Origin of the sequence: Devosia insulae DS-56 (assembly GCF_000970465.2) — a bacterium.
Classification (GTDB): Bacteria; Pseudomonadota; Alphaproteobacteria; order Rhizobiales; family Devosiaceae; genus Devosia_A; species Devosia_A insulae.
Genome location: NZ_LAJE02000285.1, coordinates 22,687 through 40,198, shown reverse-complemented (window position 1 = coordinate 40,198; position 17,512 = coordinate 22,687). Strand labels below are relative to the sequence as shown.

Here is a 17,512-nt window from a genome sequence, read left to right as displayed (position 1 = left end):
GCGTGTAGCAACGCTTGTTGGCGGGCGCAAGCGATTAATTCCGCTTTTGCCGGATCGACGAAATCAGGCTGGACGGCGGACTTTTTCGGTGAGTTCGACGCTGAGCCGGCCGTCCTCGACCTTCACTTCACCGCGCGCGATCAGGGTGTTGTTGGCGTAAACGCGAAGCGGGTCGTTCTCGCCGGTGTCGAGCTCGATCACCGCGCCGCGACCCATGCGCAGCAAATGGTGCACCGGCATGATCGCCGCGCCCAGCTCGACGGTGATATCGACTTCAATATTGTCTAGAGTGTTCATACATAAACCGCGACCGACCATCCCGGCTGAATCGCGCGGGCCCCTTGTGAGAGAGCATTGGACACCCATGCTTACCGAAGCGTTAACGACTGACCCAACTTGCGACACCGGGACCAAGCTGTTCCGCGCCGATGGGGTGCCGGTCGAGTGGCGAATCTCCGAGGGCTACGTGCCCTACCCCGAAGCGCTCGAGGCGATGAAGGCCCGCGCGGCGGCGGTCGCCGACGGAACGGTCAGCGAACAGGTGTGGCTGCTCGAGCATCCGCCGCTCTATACGGCGGGCACCTCGGCGGCGCCCGAGGACCTGCTGTCGCCCAACCGCTTCCCGGTCTACGACGCCGGGCGCGGCGGGCAATACACCTATCATGGCCCCGGCCAGCGTGTGGTCTACTTCATGCTAGATTTGAGGCAGCGCGGCCGCGACGTCCGCTGCCTGGTGCAGGGGCTCGAGGGGCTGATCATCGATACCCTCGCCGCCTTCAACATCCGGGGCGAGCGGCGCGACGGCCGGATCGGCGTCTGGGTGGCGCGGCCGGACAAGGGCTTTGGCCGCGAGGACAAGGTGGCGGCGATCGGCGTGCGGGTCAGCCGCTGGGTGACCTTCCATGGCATTGCGATCAATGTATCGCCGACCCTTTCACACTTCGACGGCATCGTGCCGTGCGGCATTTCCGACCAGGGCGTGACCAGTTTCGAGGATCTCGGACAGCTGGTCGCCATGGCCGAAGTCGATGCCGCGCTGCGTACCGCCTTCGAGCGCCGCTTCGGCGCGACGGCAGACCTGCATCCAGAGGCTCTTGTCAGTGCCGCGTGACGCACGCATTTTCTGGGTGACCGATTCCATGGGGGTGAGGCCATGACGCTGGACGATCTCAAGAAAATCTTCCTCAGCCCGACACTGTTCCGGCTCGAGACCATCCTCTCGCCGCGATTGGTGCCGGTGCTCTATGCCACAGGGCTGGCGGCGCTGCTGCTCTGGTCGGTGGGGCACCTGTTCGTCAGCTTCGGCCGCAACTTTGGCGATGGCCTGTGGGGCCTCCTCGAGATCGCGGTCTATGGCGCGCTGTTCCTGCTGGTGCTGCGCATCGTCTGCGAGGTGCTGCTGGTGTTTTTCAAGGCCAACGAGACGGTCACCCGCACCGTCAGCCTCAGCCGCGTGCCGACCTCGCTGATCGACGAAGTGCGCGACGCCATCCATGACATCGCCGAGGACGAGCCCTACGAAGACGAGACGAGCGAAGGCGCGATTGAGCCGACCACGCCGGCAGTGCGACGGACCGCGAGGCGAACGCCGCCACCGACCGAGAAGCCCGATATCTGAGACACAAAAAAGGCAGCCCTCGGGCGGCCTTTTCGTTGGGGCGGATGGCTCGCCCCGTTGGTGATCTCGAGGGATCAGGCAGTGGCGAACGAGCGGCGCGACTTCAGGATTTCGTCGACGCTCCAGGCGCCCGGACCGGCGAAAACCAGGTAGAGAAACACGAAGCAGAACAGCACGGCGCCGTCGCCGCCATTGGCGACCGGGATGATGTTGCCCTGCCCCATCATCGGCACGTGCACGAACCAGAATGCATAGGCCATCTGACCGGCGAGAATGAAAGCCACCGGACGGGTGAACACGCCAAGCAGGATTGCGAGGCCGCCGAACACTTCGAGCACTGCCGCGAGGCCCATCAGCGAGAACAGCTCGAACCCGCCGCCGCCGCCCGAGGCCGGGAAGCCGAACATTTTCTGCGTGCCATGAGCCATGAAGCAGAGCGCTGCGACGATGCGGAGGACGGCCAGCGCCTGCGGCTGGTACCGGTTGAGGGCTTCGAGATTCATTGGTCTTTTTCCTGCTGGACGCCTCGGAAATGGGCGCATCGGAAATAAGAGCACGAGGGTCAGGATTCGGGTCAACTTACAGCTTGGTAACCTGACGGGCTCGTGATCACGAGTGATCAGGGCTGCCCTGCTTCCATCGCAGAGTGCCGATCATTGCTTTTTTCCCGAGTTTGGCGCATAGGCACGCGCCAATGACACAAGCTCCGAAAATCGGTCTGGTCAGCCTCGGCTGCCCCAAGGCCCTCGTCGACTCCGAACGCATCATGACGACGCTGCGCTCGCAGGGTTATTCGTTCTCGCGCGACTATGCGGGCGCGGACGTCGTGCTGGTCAATACCTGCGGCTTCCTTGACAGCGCCAAGAAGGAAAGCCTCGAGGCGATCGGCGAGGCCGTCGGCGCCAATGGCCGCGTCATCGTCACCGGCTGCCTCGGCGTCGAAGAAGAAATGATCCGCGCCACCCATCCGAGCGTGCTCGCCGTCACCGGCCCGCACCAGTACGAGGATGTGGTCAACGCGGTGAACCTGCATGTGCCGCCGGTGCCGAACAAGTTCGTCGACCTGGTGCCGGAAGCCGGCCTGAAGCTGACGCCGCGCCACTACGCCTACATGAAGATTTCCGAGGGCTGCAACAACCGCTGCACCTTCTGCATCATTCCGCAGATCCGCGGCGATCTCGTCTCTCGCCCGATCGCTTCGGTGCTGTATGAGGCGGAGCGGCTGGTGGCGACGGGCGTCAAGGAGATCATGGTGATCTCGCAGGACACCTCGGCCTACGGCCTCGACGTCAAGTACCAGAGCTCAAAGTTCCGCGGCCGCGACATCGAGGCACGCTTCCAGACCCTCGCCGAGGAGCTGGGCAAGATGGACGTGTGGACCCGGCTCCACTACGTCTACCCCTACCCGCATGTCGACAGCGTCATTCCGCTGATGGCCGAGGGCAAGATCCTCCCCTATCTCGATATTCCGTTCCAACACGCCGCCCCGTCGGTGCTGAAGTCGATGCGCCGCCCGGCCAACCAGGTGAAGACGCTCGACCGGATCAAGGCCTGGCGCGCCATCGCCCCCGACCTCGCCATCCGCTCCAACTTCATCGTCGGCTTTCCCGGTGAGACCGAGGAAGATTTCGAGTTCCTGCTCGATTGGCTGGAAGAGGCCGAGATCGATCGCATCGGCTGCTTCGAGTACGAGCCGGTGACCGGCGCCCCCGCCAACGACATCGAGGGCATCGTCCCCGATGAGCTGAAGCGCGAGCGCTATGAGCGCCTGATGGAAGTGGCGCAGGACATCTCGGCACACGTGTTGAGTAAGAAGGTCGGCCGCACCATCGACGTGCTGGTCGATGACGTCGAGCCCGACACCGGTCGCGCCATCGCCCGCAGCCAGTGGGATGCGCCCGAGATCGACGGCACCGTGATCATCCACGAAGCCGACGGCATCAAGGTCGGCGACAAGGTGTCGGTGCTGGTGACCGAGTCGGACGAGTACGACCTGTTCGCCGTGCCCTCCGCCGTTGCCGCCAGGGACGACCTGAAGCCGACCGCCGTCGCCAGCTGATGCCCGCGCATCGCGAATATGAGCTGGCGCCCGCGGGCGCCGCGCTGCGGCTTGGGCGCACCTCCCGGCTGATGGGCATCCTCAACGTCACCCCCGACAGCTTTTCCGACGGCGGCCGCTTCGATGCGGTGCCGGCGGCATTGGCGCAGGCGCGGCTGATGCTGGCTGAGGGGGCCGACATCATCGACATCGGCGGCGAGAGCACGCGACCGGAAGCCTCGGAAGTTTCGGTGGCCGACGAGCTGGCGCGGGTGCTGCCGGCGATCGAGGCACTGCGCGCCGATGGGATCGCGGCGCCGATCTCGATCGATACCTATAAGGCCGAGGTCGCCGAACGGGCGATCGCTGCCGGAGCGACGATCATCAACGACGTCCATGGGCTGCAGCGCGAGCCGGAGGTGGCGGCGGTAGCGACCGAGCACGGCGCCCCGTTGGTGGTGATGCACTGGGACAAGGCGCGCGACACCGGCCGCGACGTGATGGCGGAGATGGCCAGGTACTTCGACGTCACCCTCGATATCGCCGACAAAGCCGGCGTGGCGCGCGACCGCATCGTGCTCGACCCGGGCTTCGGCTTCGCCAAGTCGCTGAGCGAGAACTACGAGATCCTGCGGCGACTGCCCGAGCTGGTGGCATTGGGCTTTCCGGTGCTGGTCGGCACCTCGCGAAAATCGATGATCGGCAAGCTGCTCGACGTCCCGGCCAGCGAACGGCTGGCGGGGACCGTTGCGACCTCGGTGCTCGGCTACACCGCCGGCGCCCATATCTTCCGGGTTCACGACATCCGGCCCAACCGCGATGCCTTGCGCGTCGCCGAGGCGGCCCTATATGGACCGCGAGACTAGGAACTCCGACGTGACCAAAGACTTCAACGGCGACCGCGTCATCCTCAAGGACCTGGGGTTCTTCGGCTATCACGGCGTGATGCCGGAAGAGGCGGTGCTGGGCCAGCGCTTCTTCGTCGATCTCGTTTGCGGTGCCGACCTCACGGAGGCCGGGCGCAGCGACGATCTCGAGCACTCGATCTCCTATGCCGAGATCTACGACGTGGCGAAGACAGCGTTCGAGGCGCAGCGGTTCAAGCTGATCGAGGCGGTTGGCCAGCACATCGTCGATCGGCTGTTCGAAGCGTTTCCCGCGATCCGGTGGATAGAGGTGCGGGTGAAAAAGCCCTCGGCCCCGATCGCCATGGTGGCTGGCGAGGCCGCCATCGAGCTGCATCGCCACCGGGACGATCGCTGATGCCGCGCGCCTGGCTCGGCCTCGGGGCCAATATCGGCGATCCCGCAGCGCAGGTGCGCGAGGCCGTGCAGCGACTGGACGCCTGGCCGGGCATTGCCGTGGTGGCGCAATCCGCCATGTTGATCACCAAGCCCTGGGGCAAGACCGACCAGCCGGATTTCTCCAACATGGTGGTGGAGGTCAAGACCAGCCTCGCCCCGGTCGAACTGCTCGACGCCTGCCTCGGCATCGAGCGCGTCATGGGCCGGGTGCGTGATATCCGCTGGGGACCGCGGCGCATCGATATCGACGTTGTGGCCTATGAGCGGCTGGAACTCGACACCGAACGGCTGCACGTGCCGCACCGGCACGCGCACGAGCGCGACTTCGTCCTCGACCCGCTGCGCGAGATTGCACCTGAGGTGGCGGCGTGGATCGTGGGACGAGGCCGTTAGGCCGCGCCCGACAGTCCCCTTCAACATTCACGGGCCAGCGCCCCTCACCCGTCTCGCGCTACGCGCGATCCACCCTCTCCCCGACGGGGAGAGGAATGGTGCCCCAATGGTGCCGCAGCGTATTCTTCTCCCCGTCGGGGAGAAGGTGGCGCGCAGCGCCGGATGAGGGGAGGTGTCCCGATCGTGTTGAGGGCGCCTACCCCCTCACCATCTCCAGCACCCGCACCGCGGCGTCGAACTCCATCCGGCGTTTGGCGCGGCGCTCGGTGGCTTCCTCGACCACGCCCCACAGCCGGACGTTGTAGTCCTCGTCGACATGGGCGGCGGTCCAGACCTCTTCCGGGGTCAGCAGCCCTTCCCGCAGGGCGATGCTGAGGAGGCCCGAGCCGGTGATGCCGGTGAGCGAGTTGAGCGCCACCGCCTCGATCAGCTTGGCATCGGCCAGCGAGGTGCGCAGCCGCTCCAGCGTTGGCGCCGGCTGCGGCTGATGGACGATGCCGATAGTCGGCTGGAAGCCGATCTCGAAATGGCGGGCGAGCTTGATAAGCACGGCGTCCCAAACCCGCTCCTGCTCGGCGACGAGCTCGCGCGGTGTGTCGGCGCGATAGAGCAGCAGGTCGTTGCCGGAATATTTGACGATCTCCTCGCGCAACGCTTCGAGCCGTTCGTCGCCGGCCTCGACCGCCGAGTTGATCAGCCGAACCATCGGCATGGTCTTGGGATCGATGAACTCCTGCTGCGCCGCCCATTCCTCGGCCATGGCGGCGGCCACGGATTGATACGGCACCACCACCGGCTTCTGCGCCGGAGTGCGCGGCGTCTTGCCGTCGAGCGTCACCGCAAAGCCGCCTGGGGCGGAGCCTACCCCAACCTCCTTGTAGAAGCGCTTGGGCAGCTCGACCTTGTTGAGGTGCTGGGCCCGGCCGTAACCGTCGTCGCGGTGCTTGTCGGCGTCTTCGAGGAACTCGCGCATCAGGCCTCCAATAGCTTGTCCACGGCGTCGACCAGTTGATCCATGCGATGGATGACGAGGTGGGCGCCGGCGGCCTCGAGATCGGCCACCGAGTGATAACCCCAGGCCACGCCGAGCGCCTTGACGTTGGCGTTCCGGGCCATCTTCATGTCGTGCGAGGTGTCGCCGATCATTACGGTGGCTTCACGGCCGATACCGGCCTTGTCCATCGCGGTCTCGATCATCTGCGGATCGGGCTTGCCGCGATTGTGGGCGGGCGTCTGGATCGAGTTGAACCGACCGATGATCTCGTGGCGCTCCAGCAGCGTGATGGCGCCGGCATGGCCCTTGCCGGTGGCTACGGCGAGGATCGTTTCAGGGTCGGCCTGCAGACGATCGAGGGCGTCGAGCGCGCCGTCGAACATCGGCTCGCGGGCGAGCCCGGCCTTCTGCAGATACGTCGCGCGGTAGGCATTGAGGATCACGTCGATGCGGTCGCTGTCGACACCAGGCGCGAGGATCCCCATGGCGTCGCGTGCGGTGATGCCTGAGATCGAGCGGATCGCGTCGTCGCTGGGGATTGCCTGCCCTACCGAGGCGAAGGACTCGCGGACCGTCTCGATGATGAGCGCCTCGGAATTGATCAAAGTGCCATCGAGATCGAAGACGACGAGCCGCATCGGGAGAACTCCTGCCCAGAGCGAGATCAGGAAGGTTGCAGACCTTTCCGGTTCGATCTCGCGACAAAACAAAGACTTGGAGCGGGAGTGCGATTCAACGAAACGCAATCCCGCTCCAGGCCCGCTCAGAACCACACTTTGCCGGGCGTGTCACGCCCTGCGAAGGCATGGCTCGATCACGGAAACTGCACCGACTGACGCTACTCCAGCACCCGCTCGATGGCGGCAGCGAGCTCAGAATAGTCGTGGATCAGGGTCCCTGCCCCGGCTTTGAGCAGCTCGGCAGCGTCGTGATAGCCCCAGCTGACGCCGATCGAGCGCACCTTGGCGGCACGGGCCAGCTCCATGTCGAACATGGTGTCGCCGATCATCACCGTCTGGTCCGGACTGGCGCCGGTTTCCTGCATGGCGCTCAGCAGCATGCCGGGATGCGGCTTGGAGGGATTGTGGTCAGGCGTCTGCAGCGTGGCGAAATGCGCGGTGATCCGATGGTTGTCGAGGATGCGGGCGACGCCGGTGAGGCCCTTGCCCGTGGCAATGCCGAGGACAGTGCCCTTCTGCTGACGCAGCCGATCCAGCGCTTCGCGCGCGCCCGGATAGAGCGGCTCGCGGTCGATCTCGTGCTCGAGCGAGGCCTTGTAGAAGCTCTTGTACTGCCCGACGATGCCTTCGATCAGATCGATATCACTGGTGCCGGCGAGCTGGCCGACAGCGACCGGCAGCGACAACCCGATGATCTGCCGAACCTCTGCTGGGGTGGGCGCCGGCAGGTCGAGCGAGCGGAACGCCGACCCCATGTGCTCGGAAATGAGCGCCTGGGTATCGATCAGTGTTCCATCCATATCGAAAACGATGAGCCGCACGGGAGTTCCCCCTGAATTCGGCCCGTTCAGAACCATGAAACGCAGGGCGTGTCACGCCCTGCGCCACTGGATGAAGTCTACATCGCAGCAAAGCAGTAGAGAAGTCCTGCGCCGCCCGTGCCGACCAGGTTCTCCTGGCTGCAGCCGCGCGACGGATGCGAGGAGTTCCAGGATTTGGCAGCGTCGGACTCGTCGAGACCGGTGCGGTCGGAGTGGCCGACAATGGCGCTGCCCTCGCCGTTCAGCGTCCAGTCGCCACAGGTCTGGCCGGCGGCCAGCGTGCCGTCCGGGTTGGAGCCGGTGAGGATGTCATGCTGGTTCGGATCATCGCCGCGCCCGTTGATCGGAGCTCCGGTCTCGGAGAGCGCCGTCGCCTTGCTCAGCTTGTTGTCGGCGCTGTGGAGATTGGCGACATCGGTGGCGATCACGTCGCCCTTGAAATTCTGCCACGGGCCGGCGCCGATCCGGTCCTTGGCGTTGACTCCTTCGGCACTGAGATAGGCCTTCCAGGTCTTGCCGCTGGAGCCGGCGGCTTCCGCCAGCTTGGCGCAATGCGCGTCGGCCCCCTCAAGGCCGCCGAGATTGGCGCCGTCTCCGGCACCCACACTGGTGACGAAGAAGGTCATGGTGGTCGCGTCCTGCGCAATGGCCGGTGCTGCAATGGCGAGGGTTGCCGCGGTGGCAGCGGCGAGAACGATCGTTTTCATTGGCATCTCCCTGTGCGCCCGCAATGGGCCGCAACAGGGTGAACACGCGAACCGGACGTTTCGTCCGGCGCTCGCGGCGATTTGATCAGTCCTGTTCCGGATCCTGATCCTGCACGTCGTAGCGATCGGCATCGAACCCGAGCACGTCGAAGGTCGCCTGCATATGCGGTGGCAGCGGCGCCGAGACATCGAGCAGTTGCCCGTTGCGCAGCGGCAGCCGGATGCGGCGGGCATGCAGGTGCAGGCCCTTCGAAATCTCGTCCGGCGGCGTCCAGTTCTCGATGTTGAAATAGCGCGGATCGCCCATGATCGGGTTGTGCAACTGCGCCATGTGGACGCGCAACTGGTGCGTGCGCCCGGTCACCGGCTTCAGCGTCACCCAGGCGAAACGGCGGGCGGCGGTGTCGGTGGTCGAATAGTAGCTCATCGAATGCTGCGCGCCGGGCGTGCCCTGCGGCACCACCACCATCTGCTCGCCATCGGTGGTTGCCTGCTTGGCGAGGAAGCACGAGATCGACCCCTGCTTGGGGTGCGGATTTCCCCACACCACGGCCCAGTAGATTTTCCGCGCCTGGCGTGAGGAGAATACCTCGCCGAAATACGCCGCCGCCGCCTTGGTCTTGGCGACGACCAGGCAACCGGAAGTGTCGCGGTCGAGCCGGTGTACCAGACGGGGCGCCTCGCCCTTCTTGTTGGGGAGGCTCTTCAGCAGCCCATCCATATGCCGCTTGGTGCCCGAGCCGCCCTGCGAAGCGAGGCCATGCGGCTTGTTGAAGACGTAGAGTTCGTCGTCCTCGTAGAGGATGATATCCCGGAGGAAGTCGGCGTCTTTCGAATTGATTTCGCCCTCGGGGCGCTCCGGAGCCGCCTCGATCGGCGGCACCCGGACCACCTGCCCGGCCGCGAGGCGAGCGTTGGCCTTGACCCGACCGCTGTCGACGCGGATCTGGCCCGAGCGCAACAGCTTCTGCAGGTGACCAAAAGTGACCTGTGGGAAGTGCGTGGCGAACCAGCGGTCGAGCCGCATGCCGTCTTCGTCGCGGGCGACGACCTGTTGCCGGACGCCACTCATGCGACCACCCGCATGGCCAGCATGCCCATCCACAGCCCGGCCAGCGACAGCAGCACCGAGCCGACGATGTAGAATGCGGCGAGCAGGATATCGCCGCGCTCGATCAATGTGATGGCGTCGAGCGAAAAGCTCGAGAAGGTGGTGAAACCGCCAAAGACGCCGACGGCGACAAACAGCCGGATCTCGTTCTGGTACTGCGGCGTGGTCTTGGCGAGGACCCCGACCAGCACGCCCATGGCGATCGAGCCGACGATGTTGACGAGGAACGTCGCCACCGGGAAGCCGTTGGGCAGGCTGCCGATCCAGTTCTGCGCGCCAAAGCGCGCCAAGGCGCCGAGCGCGCCGCCGATGCCGACGAGAAGATATGAGTTCATGGCCCCTCTTTGGCCCGGCCCGCGCAAATACTCAAGCGCGGCGTGCCGAATTACCGGTTAGTGGCCCAGCATCCGTTCCATGGCGCCCGGCCGGTCATGCGCCGCCAGTTTGTCCATCAGAGTTGCGCTGGCGTCGTTCATCCCGACCAGTTCGACCTCGACACCCTCGCGCCTGAACTTCAGCACCGCCACATCGACGGCATTCACCCCGCTGACATCCCAGATATGGGCCATGCTGACATCAATCCGCACCCGCTGCAGCGGCTCCTTGAAGTCGAACGCGTTGAGAAAATCCTCGACCGAAGCGAAGAACAGCTGGCCTTCAACCAGGTAGTCGCGCTCCTGTCCGTCCGCAGTGAGGACCGAGCTGACACGGAAGATCTGTGCCACCTTCCATGCAAAGAAGATGCCCGACAGCAGCACGCCAACGCCGACGCCAAGCGCCAGGTTATGGGTGCCGACAACAGTGATGACCGTCGCCAGCATGACGATGCTGGAGCGGCGCGGATGGCGGCGGAGATCGTTGAGCGAGGTCCAGCTGAAAGTGCCGATCGAGACCATGATCATAATCGCGACCAGCGCCGGCATCGGGATCAGGCCCACAATGTCCCCGAGCACCATCAGCAGGAAAAGGAGGAAGGCGCCGGCAACGAAGGTGGAGAGCCGCCCGCGGCCACCGGACTTCACGTTGATCACCGACTGGCCGATCATCGCGCACCCGGCCATGCCGCCGAAGAAACCGCTCGCCATGTTGGCGATGCCCTGCCCGATCGACTCGCGGTTCTTGTCGCTGCGGGTGTCGGTCATCTGGTCGACGATGGAGGCGGTGAGCAGACTCTCGAGCAGGCCGACTGCCGCGACGGCGACCGAGTACGGCAGGATGATCCAGACCGTCGCGAGCGTCAGCGGCACATCGGGGAACAGCAGCGTCGGCAATGTGGAGGGCAGCTCGCCGAGGTCGGCGACGGTGCGGACATCGACATGCAGCATCAGCGAGATCGCCGAGAGCACGAGGATGCAGACCAGTGGCGACGGCACCAGCCGGGTGAGGCGCGGGAACAGGTAGATGATCGCGAGGCCGGCCGCGATCATCACGTAGGTCTCCCAGGTGACGCCGATCAATTCTGGCAACTGCGCCATGAAGATCAGAATGGCCAGCGCATTGACGAAGCCCGTCATCACCGAGCGTGAAACGAAGCGCATGACATAGCCGACGCGAGCGTAGCCGGCGACCACCTGCAGGATGCCGGCGAGGATAGTGGCGACGAGCAGGTACTGCAGGCCGTGCTCGCGCACCAGCGTGCCCATCAGCACCGCGGTGGCGGCGGTGGCGGCGGAGATCATCGCCGGACGGCCGCCGGCGACCGAGATCACCATGGCGATAATGAACGAGGCGTAGAGCCCGATCTTGGGATCGACGCCTGCAATGATGGAAAACCCGATGGCTTCGGGGATCAGCGCCAGGGCGACGACGATGCCGGCGAGCACATCGCCACGAATATTGGAGAGCCAGTCACGGCGGAAGGTCTGAGCGAAAGTCATTGCTGGTCCAGACGGCATGAGCGTGCGGCTCGCCCGACGGCGAACGACAACTGTGATGCGGTTCTGCTGGAGTGTCCGGCGGATCGGCGGCCGGAAGAGCCACCCGGGTTTGCACCGGGTCCGAATGAATACCGATCCTTCTGCCCGCTGCCATCGATGAAATCAAGGATGACAGCGAGCTCTCTGCTATCGAGATCGGCCGCTCAGGCGCTGGCGGGGGCCTCGTCCTCGTCTTCGGGGTCGATCTCCAGCGCCGGCGCCACGGCCGACGAGACGAGGCCGTTGAGCGAGCCGCCCTTGAGACCGAGCTCGGCCAGCAGCGCGTCGATCAGCGGGGCCTGGCTGCGGTAGCGCAGCGCCGCATCGACCGCCTGGTCGGCGATCCCGGCGCCATTGTGGCCGTTCATCGCGTGCCCGCCCGAGCCACCCCCCGACAGCCCGTCGACATGCAGGATCTTGATGCCCTCGATGTTCTCCATCGGCTTCACCGATTCCGCGATGATCGACGGCAGCGCCTCAATCAGCGCCATGCGGATGTTCATCGCGATCTGCTCGGGTGACAGCCGGTTGGCGGCCTCGTTGAGCTTCTGCTTACCCTCAGCCTCGACCGCGTAGGTCACCTCGGTGGCGGCGGCCTTCAACTTGGCGGCTTCCGCCTCGCCCTGCGCCAGCGTGCGGGCGGCCTCGGCGCGGTTCTTGGCGGCCTGCTTTTCGGCATCGGACGAGATGACGATGTTGATCGAGGCCTTCTGGGCTTCCTGCTCGGCTTCGATCAGCTGGATGCGCTTGGTGCGCTCGGCGATCTCGGTAAGACGCGCGGTCTCCACCTCTTCGGCCGCCTTGGCAGCGAGCGCACGGGCGACGTCCGCCTTGGCCTCCGCCTTCGACTGCTCCTCGGACTTGGCGGCGATCGCCGTGGCGCTGATCTGCTCGCTGAGCGCGATGGCCTGGTCGGCCTTGATTGCCGCCTCCTTCACCTGCTGTCGCGACAGCGTACGAGCCGCCTCGGCTTCGGTGGCGCGCTGGGCGCGGAGACTCTCGATTTCGGCGTTCTGCTGGTCGATGCGGATGGCGATCTCGCGCTCGTTGTTGAGGCGCGCATACTCGCTGTCACGGGTGATGGTGAACTGCTCCTGCTGCGCCTCGAGGTTCTTTCGCGCGATCGCCACCTGGGTGTTCTGTTCGATGTCGTTACGGGTCTTGCGCCGATCCTCGATCGACTGGGTCATCTTGGTGAGACCTTCCGCGTCGAACACGTTGTCGGGATTGAAGAACTCCCGGTTGGTCTGGTCGAGGCCGGTGAGCGACACGGATTCGAGTTCGAGGCCGTTCTTGAGGATGTCCTCGGAAACCGCCGACTGCACCTTCTGTACGAAGTTAACCCGCTGCTCGTGCAGTTCCTCCATCGCCATCTCGGCGGCGACGGCGCGGAGCGCATCGACGAACTTGCCTTCGACCAGTTCCTTCAGCGCCTGCGGCTCCATGGTGCGGCGACCCAGCGTCTGGGCGGCGTCGGCGATCGCCTCGGCGGTCGGCTGCACGCGCACGTAGAACTCCGCCTGCACGTCGACGCGCATGCGGTCCTTGGTGATCAGCGCCTGCTCGGCGGTGCGCACCACTTCGAGGCGGAGGGTGTTCATATTGACCGGGATGGTCTCATGCAGCACCGGCAGCACCAGGGCGCCACCGTTCATGATCACCCGCTGCCCACCGAAGCCGGTGCGCACGAACGACACTTCCTTGCTGGCGCGACGATAGAGCCGCGCGATGATCATGCCGATCACGAAGATCGCGACGATGATGATGGCGGCCAAGATCAGGATCGAAATGAGCTGGTCGTACATTGCGGAGCTATTCCTGTGGCGGGGTGAGGCGCGTAATGGCGCGGTAGATGTTCTTGTCGCGGCCGACGAGGAACACCCGGTCGCCGGCGCCGTAGGTCATGCCGCGTTCACCCGGCTCGAGCAGGATGTAATGGGTACGACCGCGGAGGTCTGTGGTCTTGGCTTCGGCCGGCTGGCCCTGCCTGGCCTCGCCGCGAATGATCGTGGCGTAGCTGCCGACGAGCTCCGAGCGGCTGGCCGCCTCGGACTGATCCCTCGGGAAGATATCGCCAAGCCAGCGCCCAAGGTGGCGTGTTGCATAGCTGGCGCCGACCAGCGCTGGCACCGCGGCGAGCCAAGGCGTCAATGGGCTGCCGATGGCGGCGCCAGCCGCCCACTGCACGATGTAGCCAGAGAGGCCGAAGCCGGTGAGAAAGATCACCAGCAGCGCCAGGAAGGGCAGCCGTCCGACCGAGAACCAGCTGAGCACATGCGATAGCGGGCCGACTTCGGCGCCGCTGAGTTCAGGCGCCTCGAGGTCGGGAACATCGACGCCCGGAAGCGCCGCCTCGATCGAGGCGGAGGGCGAGAAGCCGATGAGGAGCGATAGCAACTCGATTACGCCGATCGCCAGCATGACGATCAATGCAACGGTGAACGGTGCGAACTCCGGCGCGAACAGTTCTATCTTGCCCCTCCCCTGATCCCTTCAGGTCATATGGGACTGTTGTGACAGTTTTCCATAGGCCGCAAGGACTTCGAGGCGCAGAATCTCGATATGGCTAATCTTGGCTGCTCAGGCGGAGGCAAGCAACGGCGGGCGCACCGACGATTGCAACTGGGCGGGGATGTAAGGGCTAGTGCCTCCCTCCCCACAAGGCAGGGCTATCACATATGGAGCACAGACAGAAGTTGGATGGCCTTCTCCCCTTGTGGGAGAAGGTGGCCGAAGGCCGGATGAGGGGTCCTCTCCGCGTACTCATCGTCCGTCGCTTCGCTCCGGCCGCGCTACACTTCGTTGCGCGGACCCCTCATCCGGCGCTACGCGCCACCTTCTCCCACAAGGGGAGAAGGCAAGAGGTGCCCAGGGCCGCATATGCGATGGCCCTCCCCTCAAGGGGGAGGAGAGCAGAAGCGGCTACTCCCCGCCCTCTTCCTCCCGCCGCTGTTCGCGGCGGCTGGACCAGAAGTCGAGGCGCTTGATCACCTCGCGTTCGAAGCCGCGTTCGTTCGGCTGGTAGAGCTCGGGCCGGCGGTCACCGGCCAGTTCGTCCGGGAAAAACTCCTGGCCTGAGAAGGCATCGGGATAGTCGTGGTCGTAGCGGTAGCCCTTGTTGTAGCCGAGCTCTTTCATCAGCTTGGTCGGGGCGTTGAGGATGTGCTTGGGCGGCGGCAGCGAGCCGGTCTGCTGGGCCAGCGCCTTGGCGTTGGCAAAGCCAACCATGGCGGCGTTGGATTTCGGCGCCGTCGCGACATAGGCAATGGCCTGCGCCATGAACAGCTCGCCCTCGGGGAAACCCGTGCGTTCGAAAGCGTTCCAGGCGGTGATCACCTGCACCATGGCCTGCGGATCGGCCATGCCGACATCCTCCGATGCGGCGCAGGCGAGACGGCGGAAGATGGTGTCCGGGTGCTCGCCGCCCACCAGCATGCGCTGCGCCCAGTACATCGCCGCCTGCACATCGGAGCCGCGCAGGCTTTTGTGGAAGCAGCTGAGCAGGTTGTAATGCTCCTCCTGCCCCTTGTCGTAGACCGGCGCCCGCTTCTGTACCGTCTCGGCGAGGGCGGCGACATCGAGCATCGCGTCTTCCGGCAGCGCGAACAGCTCCTCGGCGAGGCCGATGAGATAGCGGCCATCGCCGTCCGCCATCTCGAGCAGTGCATCGCGCGCTTCGGCGCTGATCGGCAGCGTCCGGCCGACATGTGCCTCAGCTCGCTCTGCAAGGATGGCGAGATCGGGCTTTTCGAAGCGGCGCAGCGTATAGACCTTGGCGCGCGACAAGAGCGCCGCGACCATCGAAAAGCTCGGGTTTTCCGTGGTGGCGCCGATCAGGATGACGGTGCCGTCTTCGACATGCGGCAGCAACGCGTCCTGCGTGGTCCGGTTGAAGCGGTGCAGCTCATCGACGAACATCACCGTCTGCCGCCCTGCCCCGAGCCGCAGGGCCTTGGCGTCGGCGATCACCTTGCGGAGGTCGGCAACGCCCGACAGCACGGCGCTCAACTGCACGAAATCGAGCCCGACCTCCTTGGCGACGAGGCGCGCAATGGTGGTCTTGCCGACACCCGGTGGGCCCCACAGGATGAACGACGAGACCCGGCCGGCGGCGACCATGCGGCCGATCGGGCCATTGGGTCCCAAGAGGTGATCCTGCCCGATGACGTCGGCGAGCCGCTGCGGCCTCAGGGCCTCGGCGAGCGGACGCGGCGCGGCATCATCGAACAGCGAAAGCATCAACCACTCACCTCGGCCCGGACAATCCGGCCGCCCCGCTGTAGCACAACCCGCCAGCTCTGCGGACGGTCATTGGCAAGCTTGCCGAAGCGCTCCGCATCATCGGTCGCATCGCCGTTGAGGCTGATGATCAGGTCACCGGCGCGCAAGCCCATATCGTCGGCCGGCGAGCCGGCCTCGATGCCACGCACCACCACCGCATGCGTGTCGTAGGGCAGCCCCAGCTCCTGCGCTACAGCGGGCGTCACCGTTTCCACCGTGGTGCCTGCGAAGCGGGTATTGCCCGAGACGGTGACCGGCTTAGCGGTGCCCGGAGGGGCTTCGAGGGTGATGATCTTGTCCTCGGTCTTGCCCGAGCGGAAATATTGCAGGTCCGCCGTGGCGCCGACCGGCTTGGTGGCGAGACGGAAGTCGAAGGCGCTGGGCTGCTCGATATTGAAGCCATCGACCGCGAGGATCACGTCGCCATCGGCAAAGCCGGCCTTCTCGGCCGGTCCACCCGGGGCGATCTCGCTGATCAGCGCACCCCGCGCCTGGCCGAGCCCCAGGCTGTCGGCGAGATCGGCGGTGACCGGCTGCATGCGCGCGCCGAACCATGGACGCACCAGCGCGCCACCGGCGATGCCGGTCTCGGCGACGAGCTTCGCCATATTGGCCGGGATGGCAAAGCCGATGCCGACCGAGCCGCCGGAGCGCGAGACGATCGCGGTATTGACCCCGACCAGCCGGCCCTGCAGATCGACCAGCGCCCCGCCGGAATTGCCCGGATTGATCGCAGCATCAGTCTGGATGAAGAACTCGTAGTTCGAGCTCTCGACGCCGGTGCGCGCCAGCGCCGAGACGATGCCGGAAGTGACGGTCTGGCCGACGCCGAACGGATTGCCGATGGCGAGCACCAGGTCGCCGACCTCCAACTGGTCGGAATCGGCAAAGGCCAGTGCCGGGAACGTGGCGCCCTTGGCGTCCTTGACCTTCAGCACGGCGAGATCGGTCTTGGGATCGTCCAGCACCAGGTCGACCGGATATTCGTGCCCGTCATTGGTCGAGACCCGGATATCGGTCGCGCCTTCGATGACGTGGTGGTTGGTGAGGATCACCCCGGCGCCATCGACGATGACACCGGAACCGAGCGACTGCGACTTCTGCGGCCGGCTGTCCATGAACGGCCCATCGCCGCCGAAGAAGCGCTGGAAGAACGGGTCATCGAGGAACGGCGAAGTGGCGCGCTGGCTGATCGTCGTGGCGTAGACATTGACCACCGAGGGGGTCACCGACTTCACCACCGGTGCAAAGCTGAGCTGCAGCTCGGTGCGGGTGGCTGGAACGGCGCGCGTTTCGGCGGCGACGGGCTCGGTAGCTTGCACGGCGCTGACTATGGCCGGCGGTTCGGCAGTGCGACTCGACAGCTCGGCGTAACCGAACACCAGCGCGGCGCCGGCAGCGACGCCTCCGAGCACCAAGACCAAACCCTGTTTCGACATCGTCATATCCTCGGGCGATAATGCGCCGCGAACCGTGGGCGCGATGGCCCGACAAACGCCGCGAATCTGGCGCCTTTTAGGTACTGGGCTTACGGATTGGTAATCCCCGAAATATGACGTTGCCCAGTGGGTCAATCGACCCTATATGCAGCGCTCACTTTTCTGCCCCGAGGACCTTCTCGTACAAGACCCCTGAAAGGTTAGCCGCCC

At 65.4% G+C, this 17,512-nt stretch carries 19 protein-coding genes and 1 other annotated feature; of the genes, 6 read left to right on the top strand and 13 right to left on the bottom strand.

The features are described 5' to 3' along the window. Nucleotides 1-63: 63 nt before the first annotated feature. Nucleotides 64-297, bottom strand: coding sequence for a FliM/FliN family flagellar motor switch protein (locus tag VW23_RS19985; RefSeq protein WP_055049144.1), 234 nt, complete (start codon nucleotides 295-297; stop codon nucleotides 64-66). Nucleotides 298-364: 67 nt separating this feature from the next. On the opposite strand from VW23_RS19985, the gene lipB reads away from it, so the two are divergent. Both lipB and VW23_RS19975 read left to right on the top strand, forming a co-directional pair. Then, nucleotides 365-1,111: a lipoyl(octanoyl) transferase LipB gene (lipB, locus tag VW23_RS19980; protein WP_069911291.1), complete on the top strand. Its 747-nt coding sequence runs from the start codon at nucleotides 365-367 to the stop codon at nucleotides 1,109-1,111. 42 nt (nucleotides 1,112-1,153) lie between these two features. Then, a complete protein-coding gene (locus VW23_RS19975; RefSeq protein ID WP_069911290.1) occupies nucleotides 1,154-1,618 on the top strand; it encodes a DUF4282 domain-containing protein in 465 nt (154 codons plus the stop codon). Nucleotides 1,619-1,692: 74 nt separating this feature from the next. Here VW23_RS19975 and VW23_RS19970 read toward each other — a convergent pair whose 3' ends face one another. After that, nucleotides 1,693-2,121 carry a DoxX family protein gene (locus VW23_RS19970; protein WP_069911289.1) on the bottom strand — a complete coding sequence of 143 codons (429 nt, stop codon included), beginning with the start codon at nucleotides 2,119-2,121 and terminating at the stop codon, nucleotides 1,693-1,695. A gap of 191 nt (nucleotides 2,122-2,312) precedes the next feature. Here VW23_RS19970 and rimO point away from each other — a divergent pair, with 191 nt between their 5' ends. From rimO to folK, 4 genes are read left to right on the top strand one after another with little or no spacing between them, the layout of a single operon-like run. Further along, a complete protein-coding gene (gene rimO, locus VW23_RS19965) occupies nucleotides 2,313-3,677 on the top strand; it encodes a 30S ribosomal protein S12 methylthiotransferase RimO (protein WP_069911288.1) in 1,365 nt (454 codons plus the stop codon). Next, on the top strand, nucleotides 3,677-4,522 hold the full coding sequence (gene folP / locus VW23_RS19960; protein WP_069911287.1) for a dihydropteroate synthase: 846 nt from the start codon (nucleotides 3,677-3,679) through the stop codon (nucleotides 4,520-4,522). Before rimO ends, folP begins: the two co-directional genes overlap by 1 nt. Before the next feature lie 10 nt (nucleotides 4,523-4,532). After that, a complete protein-coding gene (folB, locus tag VW23_RS19955; protein WP_244513671.1) occupies nucleotides 4,533-4,919 on the top strand; it encodes a dihydroneopterin aldolase in 387 nt (128 codons plus the stop codon). Then, nucleotides 4,919-5,353 carry a 2-amino-4-hydroxy-6-hydroxymethyldihydropteridine diphosphokinase gene (gene folK, locus VW23_RS19950; RefSeq protein WP_069911285.1) on the top strand — a complete coding sequence of 145 codons (435 nt, stop codon included), beginning with the start codon at nucleotides 4,919-4,921 and terminating at the stop codon, nucleotides 5,351-5,353. The genes folB and folK overlap by 1 nt, the downstream gene beginning before the upstream one ends. 196 nt (nucleotides 5,354-5,549) lie before the next feature. Here the strand turns inward: folK and VW23_RS19945 are convergent, their stop codons facing one another. The 11 genes from VW23_RS19945 to VW23_RS19895 all read right to left on the bottom strand — a co-directional run bounded on the left by VW23_RS19945 (nucleotide 5,550) and on the right by VW23_RS19895 (nucleotide 17,302). Continuing rightward, nucleotides 5,550-6,326 (bottom strand): ATP12 family chaperone protein, encoded by a 777-nt coding sequence (locus VW23_RS19945; RefSeq protein WP_069911284.1) that lies wholly within the window; start codon nucleotides 6,324-6,326, stop codon nucleotides 5,550-5,552. Further along, entirely contained in the window at nucleotides 6,326-6,985 is a 660-nt protein-coding gene (locus VW23_RS19940) for an HAD family hydrolase (RefSeq protein ID WP_069911283.1), read from the bottom strand. Before VW23_RS19940 ends, VW23_RS19945 begins: the two co-directional genes overlap by 1 nt. A 200-nt stretch (nucleotides 6,986-7,185) precedes the next feature. Beyond that, nucleotides 7,186-7,848: an HAD-IA family hydrolase gene (locus tag VW23_RS19935; RefSeq protein WP_069911282.1), complete on the bottom strand. Its 663-nt coding sequence runs from the start codon at nucleotides 7,846-7,848 to the stop codon at nucleotides 7,186-7,188. A gap of 77 nt (nucleotides 7,849-7,925) precedes the next feature. Beyond that, nucleotides 7,926-8,555 carry a hypothetical protein gene (locus tag VW23_RS19930; protein ID WP_069911281.1) on the bottom strand — a complete coding sequence of 210 codons (630 nt, stop codon included), beginning with the start codon at nucleotides 8,553-8,555 and terminating at the stop codon, nucleotides 7,926-7,928. A gap of 85 nt (nucleotides 8,556-8,640) precedes the next feature. Continuing rightward, on the bottom strand, nucleotides 8,641-9,627 hold the full coding sequence (locus VW23_RS19925; protein ID WP_069911280.1) for an RluA family pseudouridine synthase: 987 nt from the start codon (nucleotides 9,625-9,627) through the stop codon (nucleotides 8,641-8,643). Beyond that, entirely contained in the window at nucleotides 9,624-10,001 is a 378-nt protein-coding gene (gene crcB, locus VW23_RS19920) for a fluoride efflux transporter CrcB (protein WP_069911279.1), read from the bottom strand. The genes VW23_RS19925 and crcB overlap by 4 nt, the downstream gene beginning before the upstream one ends. 57 nt (nucleotides 10,002-10,058) lie before the next feature. Continuing rightward, nucleotides 10,059-11,543, bottom strand: a complete 1,485-nt coding sequence (locus VW23_RS19915; RefSeq protein ID WP_069911278.1) for a SulP family inorganic anion transporter — start codon at nucleotides 11,541-11,543, stop codon at nucleotides 10,059-10,061. 69 nt (nucleotides 11,544-11,612) lie between these two features. After that, nucleotides 11,613-11,668, bottom strand: a sequence feature (sul1 is cis-regulatory element that is thought to sense ions involved in sulfur or methionine metabolism; They are found in Alphaproteobacteria). Between the two features lie 78 nt (nucleotides 11,669-11,746). Next, nucleotides 11,747-13,387, bottom strand: coding sequence for a flotillin family protein (locus VW23_RS19910; protein WP_069911277.1), 1,641 nt, complete (start codon nucleotides 13,385-13,387; stop codon nucleotides 11,747-11,749). A gap of 7 nt (nucleotides 13,388-13,394) precedes the next feature. After that, nucleotides 13,395-14,048, bottom strand: a complete 654-nt coding sequence (locus VW23_RS19905; RefSeq protein WP_280138997.1) for a YqiJ family protein — start codon at nucleotides 14,046-14,048, stop codon at nucleotides 13,395-13,397. Nucleotides 14,049-14,504: 456 nt separating this feature from the next. After that, nucleotides 14,505-15,821: a replication-associated recombination protein A gene (locus VW23_RS19900; RefSeq protein ID WP_069911275.1), complete on the bottom strand. Its 1,317-nt coding sequence runs from the start codon at nucleotides 15,819-15,821 to the stop codon at nucleotides 14,505-14,507. Then, nucleotides 15,821-17,302 carry a DegQ family serine endoprotease gene (locus VW23_RS19895; protein ID WP_084646333.1) on the bottom strand — a complete coding sequence of 494 codons (1,482 nt, stop codon included), beginning with the start codon at nucleotides 17,300-17,302 and terminating at the stop codon, nucleotides 15,821-15,823. Before VW23_RS19895 ends, VW23_RS19900 begins: the two co-directional genes overlap by 1 nt. Between the last annotated feature and the right edge of the window lie 210 nt (nucleotides 17,303-17,512).

Coding starts and splice junctions, on each gene's coding strand:
- VW23_RS19985 (WP_055049144.1), bottom strand. CDS start 297: ATGAACACTCTAGACAATATTGAAGTCGATATCACCGTCGAGCTGGGC.
- lipB (WP_069911291.1), top strand. CDS start 365: ATGCTTACCGAAGCGTTAACGACTGACCCAACTTGCGACACCGGGACC.
- VW23_RS19975 (WP_069911290.1), top strand. CDS start 1,154: ATGACGCTGGACGATCTCAAGAAAATCTTCCTCAGCCCGACACTGTTC.
- VW23_RS19970 (WP_069911289.1), bottom strand. CDS start 2,121: ATGAATCTCGAAGCCCTCAACCGGTACCAGCCGCAGGCGCTGGCCGTC.
- rimO (WP_069911288.1), top strand. CDS start 2,313: ATGACACAAGCTCCGAAAATCGGTCTGGTCAGCCTCGGCTGCCCCAAG.
- folP (WP_069911287.1), top strand. CDS start 3,677: ATGCCCGCGCATCGCGAATATGAGCTGGCGCCCGCGGGCGCCGCGCTG.
- folK (WP_069911285.1), top strand. CDS start 4,919: ATGCCGCGCGCCTGGCTCGGCCTCGGGGCCAATATCGGCGATCCCGCA.
- VW23_RS19945 (WP_069911284.1), bottom strand. CDS start 6,326: ATGCGCGAGTTCCTCGAAGACGCCGACAAGCACCGCGACGACGGTTAC.
- VW23_RS19940 (WP_069911283.1), bottom strand. CDS start 6,985: ATGCGGCTCGTCGTCTTCGATCTCGATGGCACTTTGATCAATTCCGAG.
- VW23_RS19930 (WP_069911281.1), bottom strand. CDS start 8,555: ATGAAAACGATCGTTCTCGCCGCTGCCACCGCGGCAACCCTCGCCATT.
- VW23_RS19925 (WP_069911280.1), bottom strand. CDS start 9,627: ATGAGTGGCGTCCGGCAACAGGTCGTCGCCCGCGACGAAGACGGCATG.
- crcB (WP_069911279.1), bottom strand. CDS start 10,001: ATGAACTCATATCTTCTCGTCGGCATCGGCGGCGCGCTCGGCGCCTTG.
- VW23_RS19915 (WP_069911278.1), bottom strand. CDS start 11,543: ATGACTTTCGCTCAGACCTTCCGCCGTGACTGGCTCTCCAATATTCGT.
- VW23_RS19910 (WP_069911277.1), bottom strand. CDS start 13,387: ATGTACGACCAGCTCATTTCGATCCTGATCTTGGCCGCCATCATCATC.
- VW23_RS19900 (WP_069911275.1), bottom strand. CDS start 15,821: ATGCTTTCGCTGTTCGATGATGCCGCGCCGCGTCCGCTCGCCGAGGCC.
- VW23_RS19895 (WP_084646333.1), bottom strand. CDS start 17,302: ATGTCGAAACAGGGTTTGGTCTTGGTGCTCGGAGGCGTCGCTGCCGGC.